This is a genomic window from Ramlibacter sp. (assembly GCF_041916345.1).
Classification (GTDB): domain Bacteria; phylum Pseudomonadota; class Gammaproteobacteria; order Burkholderiales; family Burkholderiaceae_C; genus Ramlibacter.
In genome coordinates, this window is record NZ_JAYRZR010000092.1 from 1 (window position 1) to 16,151 (window position 16,151).

The following is a 16,151-nucleotide window of genomic DNA, read 5'->3' on the forward strand; positions in this document are numbered from 1 at the left end:
GTCACCACCCACCAGGCGCCATCGGCATCGCGCGCCAGGTCGAAGGCGGCGATGTGCAGCCGCCGCCCGCCGGCCGGCTTGACGCCGTGCATGGCGCGCAGGTAGCCCGGGTGGCCCTGCACCAGCGCGGGCGGCAGCAGGCCGCCGGCCAGCAGGGTCTGCGGGCCGTACACGTCGTCCAGCATGGCCTCCAGCAGGCGCACGCGCTGCAGCACGCCGGCCTCGATGCGCTGCCACGTGGGCGGCGTGAGGATCAGCGGGAACAGATCCAGCGACCAGGGCCGCTGCGGGCCGTTCGCATCGGCATAGACGTTGTAGGTGATGCCGTTGTCGCGCACCTGCCGCTGCAGGTTCTGCGTGCGGCGGTTCAGGTCGGCGAAGCCCTCGCGCCCCAGCGTGTCGAAGAAGCGGGCCCAATGGGGCGCGACAGGCGCGGGCTCGCTGGCATGCGCCGCCGCGTCCACTGGCGCCGCCTCGGCGCCGCGCAGCTCGTCGAAGTGGCCGGGCGTGGCGGGCGGTGCGAGTGCGGCGGCAAGCTGGGCCGGCGTCTCATCGGCAGGGCTGCCGAACAGCGAGGGGTCGGGTTGGTCCACGGGCCGGCCTATTGTCACATCGCGGTCATGATGGGTCCAACCGGCTGTTGTATGCGCGCCCGTGCGCGCTCATGCGAGATGCAGATGGGTGGAGTTCTTCACTTCCTCCATCACCGCATAGGTGCGCGTTTCGCGCACGCCGGGCAGCTGCCACAAGGTGGTGCCCGCGAAGGCGCGATAGGCCTGCATGTCGGCCACGCGCGTCTTCAGCAGGTAGTCGAAGCCGCCCGCCACCATGTGGCACTCCATGATCTCGGGGTGCACCTCCACGGCGGCCTTGAACTGCTCGAACACGTTGGGCGTGGTGCGATCCAGCTGCACCTCCACGAAGACTAGCATGGCCGCGCCCAGCAGGGCCGGATTGAGGCGTGCCTCGTAGCCCAGGATGTAGCCGTCGCGGGTGAGGCGCTGCACGCGCGCCAGCACCGCGGTGGGCGACAGCGCCACCTGCTCGGCCAGCTTCAGGTTGGTGAGCCGGCCGTCCTGTTGCAGGGCCTGCAGGATGCGGCGGTCGATGCGGTCGAGGGCAGGCGCGTTCATGGTGAAAAATTCGGTCTCTGGAAACTGATTCCGAGTTTAATTCGAAGAAAGACGGCAGATCATTCGGCATCTTCAGTCCCCTTGCCGATCGCCATGACCGCCCCGACCCCCCTTGCATCGCCACGCGCCGCGCTGCGGCCGCCGTTCACGGACTTCCTCGGCCCGACGCGCCCCGATCGCTCCCCGTTGCGCGACGCGATCACCGCCGCGTGGCGCCTGCCGGAGCCGCAGGCCGTGGCCGCGCTGCTGCCGCGGGCCCGCCTGCCCGTGGAGGCGGGCGAGCGGGCGCAGGCCCTGGCGATGCGCCTCGCGCGCGGCCTGCGTGAACGCAAGACCGATGCCGGCCGTGAGGGCCTGGTGCAGGGCCTGCTGCGCGAATATGCGCTGTCCTCGCAGGAGGGCGTGGCCCTGATGTGCCTGGCGGAGGCGCTGCTGCGCATTCCGGATGCGGCGACGCGCGACGCGCTGATCCGCGACAAGATCGCGCAGGGCCAGTGGCATGCGCACCTGGGGCGCAGCCCGTCGCTCTTCGTCAATGCGGCAACGTGGGGCCTGCTGCTCACGGGCCGGCTCGTGGCGACGCACAGCGAGTCGGGCCTGTCGTCGGCCCTGGCGCGACTGGTGGGCCTGGGCGGCGAGCCGCTGATCCGCAAGGGCGTGGATCTGGCCATGCGCATGATGGGCGAGCAGTTTGTCACGGGCGAGACCATCGCCCAGGCGCTGGCCCATGCGCGTCCGCGCGAGGCGCAGGGCTTCCGCTACTCGTACGACATGCTGGGCGAGGCGGCCCTGACCGCGCAGGATGCCGAGCGCTACCTGCACGCCTACGAGGCGGCCATCCACGCCATCGGGGAAGCGGCGGCCGGGCGCGGCATCCACGAGGGGCCGGGCATCTCGATCAAGCTGTCGGCCCTGCACCCGCGCTACAGTCGCGCGCAGCATGACCGCGTGATGGGCGAGCTGCTGCCCGTGCTGGTGCGCCTGGCCGCACTGGCCAAGCGCTACGACATCGGCCTGAACATCGACGCGGAAGAGGCGGACCGGCTGGAGCTCTCGCTCGACCTGCTGGAGCGCCTGGCCTTGGAGCCGCAGCTTGCGGGCTGGAACGGCCTGGGCTTCGTGGTGCAGGCCTACCAGAAGCGCTGCCCCGCGGTGGTGGACTTCCTCATCTATCTCGCGCGGCGCAGCGGCCGCCGGCTCATGGTGCGGCTGGTCAAGGGCGCCTACTGGGATTCGGAAATCAAGCGCGCCCAGGTCGACGGCCAGGCCGGCTACCCGGTGTACACACGCAAGCCGCACACCGATCTGGCGTACCTCGCCTGCGCGCGCCAGCTGCTGGCCGCGCCGGATGCGGTGTTCCCGCAGTTCGCCACCCACAACGCCCACACGCTCGCGGCCATCCACGAGATGGCGGGGCCGGCCGGCTGGTCGCCCACGCAGTATGAGTTCCAGTGCCTGCACGGCATGGGCGAGCCGCTCTATGAGCAGGTGGTGGCGGCCCCCTCCGCCGGCGGCCTGGGCCGGCCCTGCCGCATCTACGCGCCGGTCGGCACGCACGAGACGCTGCTCGCCTATCTGGTGCGCCGTCTGCTCGAAAACGGTGCGAACACCTCGTTCGTGAACCGCATCGCCGATGCCTCTTTGCCTCTGGAGGCGCTGGTGGAAGACCCGGTGTGCACGGTGGAGGCGGCTGCACTGAAAGAGGGCGCGACGGGCTTGCCGCATCCGGCGATTCCGCTGCCGCGTGATCTGTACGGTGCGGAGCGCGCCAACTCCCGCGGCCTCGACCTCGCTGACGAGCTGCAGCTGGCGCGGTTGGCGCACCAGCTGGCCGGCGAGGCGTCATCGCCTTGGAAGGCGGGCCCGATCCTGGCCGATGCGGTGGGGCACGCGAGCCGCGCCACCGTGGAGGTGCGCAACCCTGCCGACCGCCGTGATCTCGTGGGCATCGTGCACGAGGCCACGCAGGCCGATGTGGATGCCGCACTTGCCGCCGCGCAGGCCGGTGCACCCGCATGGGCCGCCACGCCCGCCAGCGAGCGTGCGCGGGCCTTGCTGCGTGCGGCGGACCGCATGGAGGCGGAGATGGAGCGCCTGCTGGGCCTGCTGATCCGCGAAGCCGGCAAGTCCGCCGCCAACGCGGTGGCGGAAGTGCGCGAGGCGGTGGACTTCCTGCGCTACTACGCGCGGCAGGCGGCGGAGCAGCTCGCCGACGGTGCCTCGCAGCCGCTGGGGCCGGTGGTGTGCATCAGCCCATGGAACTTCCCGCTCGCGATCTTCACGGGCCAGGTGGCCGCCGCGCTGGCAGCGGGCAATGCCGTGCTCGCCAAGCCGGCGGAGCAGACGCCGCTGGTGGCGGCGGAAGCGGTGCGCCTGCTGCATGCGGCCGGCGTGCCGCGCGCGGCGCTGCAGCTGCTGCCCGGCCCGGGGGAGACGGTGGGCGCGCGGCTGGTGGCCGATGAGCGCGTGCAGGGTGTGCTGTTCATTGGCTCCACCGAGGTCGCGCGCATCCTGCAGCGCACGCTGGCGGGTCGCGTGGGCGTCGGCGGTCGCGCCGTGCCGCTGATCGCGGAGACGGGCGGGCAGAACGCGATGATCGTGGACTCCTCCGCGCTGGCCGAACAGGTGGTGGCCGACGTGCTGACTTCCGCCTTCGACAGCGCGGGCCAGCGCTGCTCGGCCCTGCGCGTGCTGTGCGTGCAGGAAGACGCGGCCGACCGCGTGCTGGAGATGCTGCTGGGCGCGATGGCGCAGTGGCGGGTGGGCGATCCGTCGCGTCTGGCGGTCGACGTGGGGCCGGTGATCGACGAGGAGGCGCGCGCTGGCATCCAGCGACACATCGACACGATGCGCGCGCGTGGCCGGCGCGTGCTGCAGGTGGCCGCGCCGGCGCTGCATGCGCTCACCGAAGGCAGCTTCGTGCTGCCGACGGTGATCGAGATCGGGAGCCTGGACGAACTGCAGCGCGAGGTGTTCGGGCCGGTGCTGCACGTGCTGCGCTGGCGCCGCGAGGAGCTGGACGCGCTGCTGCTGCAGATCCGCCGCACCGGCTACGGCCTGACCCTGGGCCTGCACACGCGCATCGACGAGACCATCGCGCGCGTGCTGGAGGCGGCGCACGTGGGCAACATCTACGTCAACCGCAACATGGTGGGCGCGGTGGTGGGGGTGCAGCCCTTCGGCGGCGAAGGCCTGTCTGGCACGGGGCCCAAGGCGGGCGGGCCGCTGTACCTGTACCGGCTGCTGGCGCAGGCGCCGCGGGACGTGCTGGGGAACGCGCTGGGGAACGCGCTGGGCTTGTCCGAAGCGGCAGCCGCCGGGGGTGTTGCGCCTGCGACGACGGCCATGTCCGCGCCGCTGCGCGCCTTGCGGGCGTGGGCGTCTGCCCAGGGTCGCGCTACGCTGGCGCAGGCTTGCGACGACGCGGCCCGGGCCGCGCGGCCCGGTGCCTCGCTGGTGCTGCCTGGCCCAACGGGCGAGCGCAATGTCTACAGCCTGGCCCCGCGGCAGGCGGTGCTGTGCCTGGCTGCGACCGATGATGACCGGCTGCTGCAACTGGCCGGCGTGCTGGCCGTGGGCAGCCGCGCGGTGTGGCCGGCGGAGGCGTCGGGGCTCGCCCAGGTGCTGCCGCCTGACGTGCGCGCCGCCATCGTGCTGGCGAGCGACTGGACGGCGCCGGAAGCCCGCTTCGATGCCGTGCTGCTGCACGGCAGCGAGGACGACTTGCGGCGCGTGCAGCGCGAGCTGGCGGAACGCGCCGGGCCTGTCATCGGCGTCGAGCGGCTTGCGCCCGGCGATGCATCGGTGCCGGTGCATCGCCTGGTGACCGAGCGCAGCGTGAGCATCAACACCGCCGCGGCGGGTGGCAACGCGTCGCTGATGACGATCGGGTGATCGCTGGGGTTTCGCTGCGCTGCCACCCCAGCCTACGCAAGCCAGCCGAGGTGGTTCGCTCTCCGTAGGCTGGGGTGGAGCGCAGCGCAACCCCAGCGTTCCCCCTACCGCCGCAAATCCAGCGTGAACGGAAACTCCCGGCTGCCCGGCACGTTGATCGACGCCGGCGGCACCACGGTGCGGCCGGGCGAGTGGCCCATGCGGAAGAAGCGCGAGAGGCGCCGGCTCTCGGCCTCGTAGGCGTTGATCGGGAAGGTCACGTAGTTGCGGCCGCCCGGGTGCGCCACGTGGTACTGGCAGCCCGCCAGCGAGCGGTTCATCCAGGTATCGACGATGTCGAAGGTCAGCGGCGCGTGCGCGCCGATGGTGGGGTGCAGCGCCGAGGGCAGGGCCCAGGCGCGATAGCGCACGCCGGCGACGAACTCGCCCACGGTGCCGGTCGATTGCAGCGGCAGCGCGCGGCCGTTGACGGTGACGACATAGCGGCTCTCGTTCAGCCCGGTCACCTTGACCTCGATGCGTTCCAGCGATGAATCGACGTAGCGCACGGTGCCGCCCGGCGCGCCTTCCTCGCCCATCACGTGCCAGGGCTCGAGCGCATTGCGCAGCGTCAGTTCCACGCCCATCGCATCGACTTGGCCGACCATCGGGAAGCGGAACTCGAAGTGCGGCGCGAACCACGCGTCGTCGAACGCGTAGCCGGCCTGTCGCATCTCCGCCAGCACATCCTGCAGGTCCATCCACACGAAGCTGGGCAGCAGCCAGCGGTCATGCAGCTCCGTGCCCCAGCGGGTGACGGGTGCGCGGTAGGGCTCGTTCCAGAAGCGCGCGATCAGCGCGCGGATCAGCAGCTGCTGCACCACGCTCATGCGGGCGTGCGGCGGCATCTCGAAGGCGCGCAGTTCCAGCAGGCCCAGGCGGCCGGTGCTGCTGTCCGGCGAGTACAGCTTGTCGATGCAGAACTCGCTGCGGTGCGTGTTGCCGGTCACGTCCACCAGGATGTTGCGCAGCGTGCGGTCCACCAGCCACGGCGGCATGCCCTGGCCGTGGATCTGCCGGGCGCGCTCGATCTCGCGCAGCGCGATCTCCAGCTCGTACAGCTGGTCGTTGCGGGCCTCGTCCACGCGCGGGGCCTGGCTGGTGGGACCGATGAAGAGGCCGCTGAAAAGGTAGCTGAGGCTGGGGTGGTTGTGCCAGTACAGCAGCAGGCTCGCCAGCAGCTCGGGCCGGCGCAGGAAGGGCGAGTCGGCCGGCGTGGCGCCGCCCAGCACGAAGTGGTTGCCGCCGCCGGTGCCGGTGTGGCGGCCGTCGGTCATGAACTTCTCGGCGGTCAGGCGGCACTCGAACGCGGCCTCGTACAGGTACTCGGTGTGATCGACCAGCTCGTTCCAGTCGTGCGCGGGGTGGATGTTGACCTCGATCACGCCCGGATCGGGCGTCACCTGCAGCAGCTTCAGGCGCGGATCGCGCGGCGGCGGGTAGCCCTCCAGCACGATCTTCACGCCCAGGTCCTCGGCGGTGGCCTCCACCTGCGTGAGCAGGGCCAGGTAGTCCTCCAGCTTGGCCAGGGGCGGCATGAAGACGTACAGCACGCCGCTCTGGCCGCCATGCTCGCGCTCGGCCTTGGGGCCGTTGGCACGCTGCGGGTCGCGCGTCTCCACGCACAGCGCGGTCCGCGTGATCCAGTGGGCGGATTCGAAGCGGCTGGGCGTGCGCGTGGCCTGCGCCGTGGTGGCGTGCGAGGGCTCGCCTTCGCCGTGCAGATTGGCGGCCTCGGCACCGGGCCACACCGTGGCCCCCGGCAGGCCGGTGCCGCCCGCCAGCGCGCCGCCGGCCACGGTGCCGCCTTCGGCAAACTGGCCCGCGGCACCCTGCGCCGGGCCGAACCGGCCGTCGGGATACTGGGCGCGCAGGGCCGCCGGCTGCGGCAGCGGCGCGCGCGGATCGAACGGGTCCTGCGCGATCAGGTGCGGGTAGTCGCCCGCGCTCACCCACGGCAGCGAGTCCAGCGGCAGCCGGTAGCCCATGGGCGAATCGCCCGGCATCAGGTACATGCGCTCGTCGCGGAAGAACCAGGGCCCCGTGGTCCACACCGGGCCCGCCAGCGCGGGGCTGCCGGCATTGGCCTGCAGCGGCAGCGCATAGCCCACTGGCGAATCGAGCTTCTGCTCGAAGATGCGGCGCAGCCGCTGGCGCTCCATCTCGTCGTCCAGGCGCGTGTCGAACGGATCCACGTTCACCGGCAGCCGGCGCTCGCGCCAGAGGTAGTAGAAGACGTCCTCGTAGCCGGTCTGGATGTACTTGTCGGTCACGCCCAGGCGCTGCGCCAGGCGGTTGATGAAGCGCTGCGCGTCCTCGGCCGTGTAGCGGAAGGTCTGACGCTCATCGGCGAACAGGTCGGGGTTGCGCCAGCAGGGCTGGCCGTCGGCGCGCCAGCAGATCGACAGGGCCCAGCGCGGCAGCTGCTCGCCCGGATACCACTTGCCCTGGCCGAAATGCAGGAAGCCGCCTGCGCCGTATTTCGCGCGCAGCTTGTGAACCAGTTCCGTGGCATAGCCCCGCTTGGTGGGGCCCAATGCGTCGGTATTCCACTCGGGAGCATCGCGATCCGACACGCACACGAAGGTGGGCTCGCCGCCCATGGTGAGGCGCACGTCGCCATCCACCAGCTCGCGGTCCACCGCCTCGCCCAGCGCCTGCACCTCGGCCCACTGGTCCTCGGTGTAGGGCTTGGTCACGCGCGGCGACTCGTGGATGCGCGTCACCGCCATGTGGTGGCTGAACTCGACCTCCGCCTCGTCCACCAGGCCTTCGATGGGCGCCGCGCCCGAGGGCTGCGGCGTGCACGCCAGCGGGATGTGACCTTCGCCCGCCAGCAGGCCGGAGGTGGGGTCCAGGCCGACCCAGCCGGCGCCAGGCAGGTACACCTCGCACCAGGCATGCAGGTCGGTGAAGTCCACCTCGGTGCCGCTGGGCCCGTCCAGGGCCTTCACATCGGGCTTGAGCTGGATCAGGTAGCCCGAGACGAAGCGCGCGGCCAGGCCGCAGTGGCGCAGCAGCTGCACCAGCAGCCAGCCCGAGTCGCGGCAGGAGCCGCTGGCCTTCTGCAGCGTCTCCTCGGGCTTCTGCACGCCCGGCTCCATGCGGATCAGGTAGCGCACGTCCTGCTGCAACTGCTGGTTCAGCGCCACGAGGAAGTCGATGGTGGCCCGCGGCCGGCGGTCGATGCGGTCCAGGTAGGCCTGCACCAGCGGCCCGGCGGGTTCGCAGGCGAGGTAGGGCGCCAGCTCCTGCGCGACCTCGGGTGCGTAGGCGAAGGGGAACTTCTCGGCGCTCGGCTCCAGGAAGAAGTCGAACGGGTTGTAGACCGCCATCTCCACGACCACGTCCACCGTGACCTTGAACTCGGTCGTCTTCTCCGGGAACACCAGCCGCGCCTGGTAGTTCGCAAAGGGGTCCTGCTGCCAGTTGATGAAGTGGCCCGTGGGCTCCACTCGCAGCGAGTAGGAGATCACCTTGCTGCGGCAGTGTGGTGCGGGGCGCAGTCGCACCACCTGGGGACCGAGCTGCACGGGCCGGTCGTAGCGGTAGTGGGTGACGTGGTTCAGGGCGGCATGGATGGACATGGCGGTCATGGTAGCAAGAGGCAAGCCAGGCAGCGATGACCATTCGGCGCGGCCGTCCGGCGGCCTGGCGTCCGGGCTGGCCGGCCTGGTGCTCGGGCCGGCGCTGCAATTGCAGCAGGCCGAGCTGTGGCCTGCGTGGGCGCACGCGGGGCTGCTGCTCGCGGGCCTGCTGCTGTTCGCGGCGCCCTGGCTGGGGCGGCCTCGCCTCGCGGGCCTGCAAGCCGCGCTGCTGCTGGCAGGGGCGGCCTGCGCGGCCGCGGGCGTCACCGGCCTGCGCGCCGAGGCGCGCCTGCAGGCGCGGCTGCCGTCGGCGCTGGAGGGCCGCGACCTGCAGCTCACCGGCGTGGTCGCGGCCATGCCCCAGCGCAGCGATGCCGGTGTGCGCTTCCGCTTCCGGGTGGAGGCGGCGCTGGCGTCGGGCCAGCCGGTGCCCGTGCCCCAGGACCTTCTTCTCGGCTGGTACGGTGGACCCGAGGCCGCGGCCGCCGGCCGCGTCGATCTGCAGCGGACGCCGCCCGATTTGCGGCCGGGCCAGCGCTGGCAGCTCGTCGCGCGGCTGAAGGCGCCCCATGGACACGTCAACCCGCATGGCTTCGACTACGAGCTGTGGCTGTGGGAGCAGGGCCTGCAGGCCACCGGCTATGTGCGTGCGGGCCCGCGCGAGGCGCCCACGCTGCTGGCGCAGACTTGGCGGCATCCGGTGGAGCGCGCGCGACACGCGGTGCGTGATGCGCTGTTCGCGCATGTGCCGGACGCGCGCCTGGCCGGTGTGCTGGCGGCCCTGGTGGTCGGCGACCAGGGCGCCATCGACCGCGCAGATTGGAATGTGTTCCGCGCCACCGGCGTGGCCCACCTCATGAGCATCTCCGGCCTGCACGTGACGATGTTCGCCTGGCTCGCGGCGGGGCTGATCGGCGCCGCCTGGCGGCGCGTGCCGGGCCTGATGCTGCGCTGGCCGGCGCCCCATGCGGCCCTGGTCGGCGGTGCGCTCTGCGCGGCGGCCTATGCGCTCTTTGCCGGCTGGGGCGTTCCGGCGCAGCGCACGGTGTGCATGCTGGCCACGGTGGCCCTGCTGCGGCTGGCAGGGCGCGGCTGGCCCTGGCCGGCCATCTGGCTGGCCGCCGCGGCCGTGGTGGTGACGGCCGACCCGTGGTCCCTGGCGCAGGCCGGGTTCTGGCTCAGCTTCGTGGCCGTCGGCGTGCTGTTCGCCACCACCCGGGCCGAGGTGCCGCCGGAGCGCGCGACGCGGCTGGCGCGCGCGACCCGCTTCCTGCGCCAGCTGGTGCGCGAGCAGGTCGTGGTGACGGTGGCGCTCACGCCCCTGTCGCTGCTGCTGTTCCAGCAGGTGTCCGCGGTGGGCCTGCTGGCCAACCTGGTCGCCATCCCCTGGGTCACGCTGGTCGTCACGCCCCTCGGTCTGGCGGGGGTGCTGTGGGCGCCGCTCTGGACCTTGGGGGCGCTGGCGGTCGACGCGCTGGGCGGCCTGCTGCAGCTGCTGGCACTGCTGCCGGGGGCCACCTGGTCGTCGCCCGCCGCCCCGCTGTGGGCTGGCGCGGCAGGCGTCGCGGGCGGCCTGCTGCTGGCGATGCAGGGGCCGCTGGCCTGGCGGCTGCTGGGCCTGCCGCTGCTGCTGCCGGTGCTGCTGTGGCAGGCGCCGCGGCCGGCCGAAGGGCGGTTCGAGCTGCTCGCGGCGGACGTGGGGCAGGGCAACGCGGTGATCGTGCGCACGGCACACCACACGCTGGTGTATGACACCGGGCCGGCCTACAGCCGCGAGACGGATGCCGGCCAGCGCGTGCTGGTGCCCCTGCTGCGCGCCGGCGGCGAGACCGTGGCCCAGGTCGTGCTGAGCCATCGCGACCAGGACCACACCGGCGGGGCGGCCGCGGTGCTGCGCATGCAGCCGCAGGCGGGCCTGCTCAGCTCCCTGGAGGCGGATCACCCGCTGCTGCGCCTGCGGCCGGGACGGGCCTGCGTGGCCGGCAGCAGCTGGCGCTGGGATGGGGTGCATTTCGAGGTGCTGCATCCGCCGGCCGGCGAGCCGCCGCGTGGCGTGCGGCCGAACGCCGTGAGCTGCGTGCTGCGAATCTCCACGGCGGAGGGGGCCGCGCTGCTGGCCGGCGACATCGAGCAGCCGCAGGAAGCCGCGCTCGTGCGCGCCGGGGCGCCGCTTGAGGCCGACTTCCTGCTGGTGCCGCATCACGGCAGCACCACCTCCTCCAGCACGCCCTTCCTGGTGGCGGTGTCGCCGGCGGTGGCCGTGGTGCAGGCCGGCTATCGCAACCGCTTCGGCCATCCGGCGCCGGTTGTGCTGCAGCGGCTGCGCGATCGGGGCATTCAGGTGGTGGCGTCCGCCGAATGCGGCGCGGCGCACTGGCGTTCATGGGCGCCCGGTGAGGTGCTTTGCCAACGGAAACTGACGCCGCGTTACTGGCATCACCGGGCAAAGGAGGGCTGATCGCGGCCTGGAACTTGCTATCCTGTGTTTCGGAGATCGCGCTCATGCAGAAATTCGACGAGATGTTTGCCAGCCTGCCGGCCCCTGGGCAGCCCCTGTTCCAGCTTGCGGGTTCGCAGCGCCAGGTGCAGGGCGCCGGCCAGGGCCAGTCGCAGTCACAAGGGGTCCAAGGGGCGGCCGACGTGCGGGCCCACTACCAGACCTACGCCCAGTGGCTGGCCCGCCAGCCGGCGGAGCTGATGAAGGCCCGGCGCGAGGAGGCGGAGATGATCTTCCGCCGCGTGGGCATCACCTTTGCCGTCTACGGCGCCAAGGACGAGGACGGCGCCGGCACCGAGCGCCTGATCCCCTTCGACCTGATCCCGCGGGTCATTCCGGCGGGCGAATGGCGCGACATGGAAAAAGGCCTGGTGCAGCGGGTCACCGCGCTGAACCGCTTCATCCACGACGTCTATCACGGGCAGGAGATCATCAAGGCCGGTGTCGTGCCGGCGGAGCAGATCCTGAAGAACGCGCAGTTCCGGCCCGAGATGATGGGCGTGAACGTGCCCAACCAGCTCTACTCGCACATCGCCGGCATCGACATCGTGCGCGCGCCCAACGCGAAGGGCGAAGGCGAGTACTTCGTGCTGGAGGACAACCTGCGCGTGCCCAGCGGCGTGAGCTACATGCTGGAAGACCGCAAGATGATGATGCGGCTGTTCCCCGAGCTGTTCAGCACGCATCGCGTGGCGCCGGTCATGCACTACCCGGATCTGCTGCTGGAGACGCTGCGCGCCTCCGCGCCTTCCACCACCGACGATCCCACGGTGGTGGTGCTCACCCCCGGCATGTACAACAGCGCCTACTTCGAGCACGCCTTCCTGGCGCAGCAGATGGGCGTGGAGCTGGTCGAGGGCCAGGATCTGTTCGTGAAGGATGGCTTCGTCTACATGCGCACCACGCGCGGCCCGAAGCGCGTGGATGTGATCTACCGCCGCGTCGACGACGACTTCCTCGATCCGCTTGCCTTCCGGCCCACCTCCACCCTGGGCTGCGCCGGCCTGCTCGATGTCTACCGCGCCGGCAACGTGGCGCTGTGCAACGCCATCGGCACCGGGGTGGCGGACGACAAGTCCATCTACCCCTACGTGCCGAAGATGATCGAGTTCTACCTGGGCGAGAAGCCGATCCTCTCCAACGTGCCCACCTACATGTGCCGCGACCCGGAGGATCTGAAGTACGTGCTGGCGAACCTGAAGGACCTGGTCGTGAAGGAGGTGCATGGCGCCGGCGGCTACGGCATGCTGGTCGGCCCCGCGGCCACCCAGGCCGAGATCGAGGATTTCCGCCAGGCCGTGATCGCCAAGCCCGATGGCTACATCGCGCAGCCCACGCTGTCACTGTCGTCCTGCCCCACCTTCGTGGAAAGCGGCATCGCGCCGCGCCACATCGACCTGCGGCCCTTCGTGCTCTCCGGCAAGGAGGTGCAGATGGTGCCCGGCGGCCTGACGCGCGTGGCGCTGAAGGAGGGTTCCCTGGTGGTCAACTCGTCGCAGGGCGGCGGCACCAAGGACACCTGGGTGCTGGAAGTCTGAGGGGACAAGAACATGCTGTCACGCACCGCCGATCACCTCTTCTGGATGTCCCGCTACACCGAGCGAGCGGAAAACACCGCCCGCATGCTGGACGTGAACTACCAGACCTCGCTGCTGCCGCAGTCCGCCGCCGTCTCGCGCGTGGGCTGGCAGGGCATGCTCTCCATCAGCGAGCTGATGCCCGCCTACACCGCCCGGCATGGCGAGATCATGCCTGACCGCGTGATGCACTTCATGGTGGACGACGAGAGCAACCCCTCGTCCATCGTCTCCTGCCTGCGCGCCGCCCGCGAGAACGCCCGCGCGGTGCGCGGCTCGCTCACCACCGAGGTGTGGGAGACGCAGAACCAGACCTGGCTGGAACTCAACCGCATGCTGCGCGGCGGCGACTTCGAGCGCGACCCGGGCCAGTTCTTCGAATGGGTCAAGTTCCGCTCGCATCTCTCGCGCGGCGTGACCGTGGGCACGATGCTGATGGACGAGGCGCTGCACTTCATGCGCCTGGGCACCTTCCTGGAGCGCGCGGACAACACCGCGCGCCTGGTGGACGTGAAGTTCCACGCGGTGCAGAGCGACTTCTTCGGTGCCGCGAGCGAGAAGGACCAAGAGTACGACTTCTACCACTGGAGCGCAATCCTGCGTTCCGTCTCCGGCTTCGAGATCTACCGCAAGGTCTACCGCGACGTGATCACACCCGAGCGCGTGGCCGAACTGCTGATCCTGCGGGCGGACATGCCGCGCTCGCTGCATGCCAGCATGAACGACGTGGTGGCCAACCTGGCCGCGGTGTCCAACGGCCAGTCGGCCGAGACCGAGCGACGCGCCGGCAAGCTGCGCGCCGAGCTGCAGTACGGCGACATCGACGAGATCCTGGCCAACGGGCTGCATGCCTTCCTGACCCAGTTCCTGGACCGTGTGAACGAGCTGGGCGGCCGCATCAGCCGCGACTTCCTGTTGCCCGCGTGATGTTGCAGCAGGGCGCCGCGCTGCTGGCCGGCGGGCGCTACCACGAAGCGGTGCAGGTCTTCCAGCAGGCGCTGCGGCAGGAGCCCGCCTCGGTGCCGGCGCGCATGGGCCTGGCCCGTGCGCTGGCGGGCACCGGTGACGGCCTCACGGCCTGTGCCTGGCTGAGCGATGCCGCGCGGCTTGCGCCCACGCAGGCGGAGCCGGTGCAGGAACTGGCCGACCTGCTGCTCGCGCGCAGGGAGTACGCCCAGGCCGCGCCGCTCTACGGCCACCTGCTGGAGCAGTTCGGCGCGCGCACGCGTGGCAACCTGCTGCATGGCGGCTTCTGCCAGGAGCAGCGCGGCCACCTGGAGCGCGCGGTGGCGCTGTACCGCGAAGCCATCGAACGCGAGCCCGAATTCCTGGAGGCGCACGTCGACCTGGCCGGCGTGCTGTGGCGGCTGGAGGACTTCGAGGGCTCGCTCGCGCACGCGCGCCGCGCCGTGCAACTGGGGCCGGCACATCCCTACGCCGTGCGCATCCTCGGCACCGCTCTGCTGAACCTGAACCGGCTGGACGAAGCCGAGGAGGCGCTGCGCCGCGCGCTGGCGATGCAACCCGGCTTCGTGCTGGCCGAACTCGACCTCGCCTTCACGCTGCTGCTGGCCGGCCGCCTGGAAGAGGGCTGGCGTTGGTACGAGTGCCGCTGGCGCGACACGCAGCGCATGCAGCGACCGGCCTTCTACCAGTCCGCGCACGAATGGGCTGGCCCCGCCGCGACGCCGCTCGCGGGCGTTTCGCTCGCGGTCTACGGTGAGCAGGGCCTGGGCGACGTGATCCAGTTCCTGCGCTATGTGCCGCTGCTGCAGGCGCAGGGGGCGCGGGTGGCCTGCGTGGTGCAGCCCGAGCTGGTGCCGCTGGTGGAAGCGAGTTTCGAGGGCGTGGAATGCCTCACACCCGGCCGCAACCTCACGGTCGACGGCCATGCCGCGTTGATGGACCTGCCCGCGCGGCTGGGCACCACGCTCGCCAGCGTGCCGGCGCCAGTGGCCTACCTGCGCGCGCCCGCCGAGCCGCGCGAGCGCTGGGCGCAGCGCCTGGCCGCGCAGGGGCCGGGCCTGCGCGTGGGCTTCGCGTGGTCCGGCTCCATGCAGCAGGTGAACAACCGCAACCGCGCGATCCCCTTGTCGGCGCTGCTGCCGCTCACGCGGCTGCCCGGGGTGCAGGCCTACAGCCTGCAGAAGGGGGACGCGGGCCCGGCCACGGACATGCCGGTCGCCGAGGCCGGCCTGACCGACCTCACGCCCGAGTGGCGCGACTTCGCGGACAGCGCCGCGACGATCGAGGCGCTGGACCTGGTGATCACCGTCGACACGGCCATCGCCCATCTCGCGGGGGCGCTGGGCAAGCCGGTGTGGATCCTGCTGCCACCGAATGCGGACTGGCGCTGGCTGCTGGAGCGGGACGATTCGCCGTGGTACCCGACGGCGCGGCTGTTCCGGCGTGACTTTGGTGAGTCGCGTGGGGCGCAGGTGGGGCGCGTGGGTGATGCGCTGAAGGCCCAGCTGGTGAATCCGTAGCATCCAGGTTAGCGTGCTGGTCCAGCTTGCTGAAAGTGACCTCAGGCCCCGGTCTTAATCCCCTCGTTTTCGGGGCTGGTTTCTCAGACGCTTATAAGCAGGAGGTGGGGGGTTTTTATGAGTCTTAATCCCCTCGTTTTCGGGGCTGGTTTCTCAGACGCTGGAGCGCGAGAATGCGGCACTGCGCAAGGTCTTAATCCCCTCGTTTTCGGGGCTGGTTTCTCAGACTGCGAGGTGGACACGATGGTCCCGGAGATCGCAGTCTTAATCCCCTCGTTTTCGGGGCTGGTTTCTCAGACGCCGTGCCGGTCGTGCAGGACGGGCAGGACTGTCTTAATCCCCTCGTTTTCGGGGCTGGTTTCTCAGACAACTACGCGCACCGCTTCTACAACGAGATTGACGTCTTAATCCCCTCGTTTTCGGGGCTGGTTTCTCAGACTCACGGCAGAAGAGTATCGCGCCTACAAGAACGACGTCTTAATCCCCTCGTTTTCGGGGCTGGTTTCTCAGACAGATCGTCACTCGCAAGGTGTTCGTGCGCATCAGGTCTTAATCCCCTCGTTTTCGGGGCTGGTTTCTCAGACCCTAACGGGTGACGCGACCCGATAGGTATCCCGTCTTAATCCCCTCGTTTTCGGGGCTGGTTTCTCAGACGTGCGAAACCCTCGATTGGTGCATTTCACTTGGTCTTAATCCCCTCGTTTTCGGGGCTGGTTTCTCAGACGGGCTACCGCTGCGCGGCGGGCTTCCTGCGCAAGTCTTAATCCCCTCGTTTTCGGGGCTGGTTTCTCAGACGTCCCTGACCGTCTGACCAGGGCCAACTTCAGGTCTTAATCCCCTCGTTTTCGGGGCTGGTTTCTCAGACACGAGATGGGCCTGAACAAGCGGTTCGGGCGTCTTAATCCCCTCGTTTTCGGGGCTGGTTTCTCAGACACGGC

At 70.7% G+C, this 16,151-nt stretch carries 8 protein-coding genes and 1 CRISPR repeat array; of the genes, 5 read left to right on the top strand and 3 right to left on the bottom strand.

Features of this window, described 5'->3' with window-relative positions; translation table 11 throughout:
* Both ACE3T5_RS18015 and ACE3T5_RS18020 read right to left on the bottom strand, forming a co-directional pair.
* A partial coding sequence (locus tag ACE3T5_RS18015; RefSeq protein WP_374669486.1) for a circularly permuted type 2 ATP-grasp protein occupies window positions 1-593 on the bottom strand: 593 nt, incomplete at its 3' end.
* Window positions 594-662: 69 nt separating this feature from the next.
* On the bottom strand, window positions 663-1,133 hold the full coding sequence (locus ACE3T5_RS18020; protein WP_374669487.1) for an Lrp/AsnC ligand binding domain-containing protein: 471 nt from the start codon (window positions 1,131-1,133) through the stop codon (window positions 663-665).
* 93 nt (window positions 1,134-1,226) lie between these two features.
* Here ACE3T5_RS18020 and putA point away from each other — a divergent pair, with 93 nt between their 5' ends.
* Window positions 1,227-5,027, top strand: a complete 3,801-nt coding sequence (putA, locus tag ACE3T5_RS18025) for a trifunctional transcriptional regulator/proline dehydrogenase/L-glutamate gamma-semialdehyde dehydrogenase (RefSeq protein ID WP_374669488.1) — start codon at window positions 1,227-1,229, stop codon at window positions 5,025-5,027.
* Window positions 5,028-5,131: 104 nt separating this feature from the next.
* Here putA and ACE3T5_RS18030 read toward each other — a convergent pair whose 3' ends face one another.
* Window positions 5,132-8,653 (bottom strand): DUF2126 domain-containing protein, encoded by a 3,522-nt coding sequence (locus ACE3T5_RS18030; RefSeq protein ID WP_374669489.1) that lies wholly within the window; start codon window positions 8,651-8,653, stop codon window positions 5,132-5,134.
* Window positions 8,654-8,660: 7 nt separating this feature from the next.
* Here ACE3T5_RS18030 and ACE3T5_RS18035 point away from each other — a divergent pair, with 7 nt between their 5' ends.
* Genes ACE3T5_RS18035 through ACE3T5_RS18050 form a run of 4 tightly spaced genes read left to right on the top strand, consistent with a single transcriptional unit; the run spans window position 8,661 to window position 15,213 of the window.
* The gene (locus ACE3T5_RS18035; protein ID WP_374669490.1) at window positions 8,661-11,111 is read left to right on the top strand and encodes a DNA internalization-related competence protein ComEC/Rec2; all 2,451 of its coding nucleotides are present in this window, start codon (window positions 8,661-8,663) and stop codon (window positions 11,109-11,111) included.
* A gap of 44 nt (window positions 11,112-11,155) precedes the next feature.
* Window positions 11,156-12,688, top strand: a complete 1,533-nt coding sequence (locus ACE3T5_RS18040; RefSeq protein WP_374669491.1) for a circularly permuted type 2 ATP-grasp protein — start codon at window positions 11,156-11,158, stop codon at window positions 12,686-12,688.
* A gap of 12 nt (window positions 12,689-12,700) precedes the next feature.
* Complete coding sequence (locus ACE3T5_RS18045; protein ID WP_374669492.1) at window positions 12,701-13,654, top strand: alpha-E domain-containing protein; 954 nt, start codon at window positions 12,701-12,703, stop codon at window positions 13,652-13,654.
* Window positions 13,654-15,213 (top strand): tetratricopeptide repeat protein, encoded by a 1,560-nt coding sequence (locus ACE3T5_RS18050; protein ID WP_374669493.1) that lies wholly within the window; start codon window positions 13,654-13,656, stop codon window positions 15,211-15,213. The genes ACE3T5_RS18045 and ACE3T5_RS18050 overlap by 1 nt, the downstream gene beginning before the upstream one ends.
* Window positions 15,214-15,264: 51 nt before the next feature.
* Window positions 15,265-16,146: direct repeats of the CRISPR family, unit length 38 nt; unit sequence GTCTTAATCCCCTCGTTTTCGGGGCTGGTTTCTCAGAC.
* Window positions 16,147-16,151 lie beyond the last annotated feature (5 nt).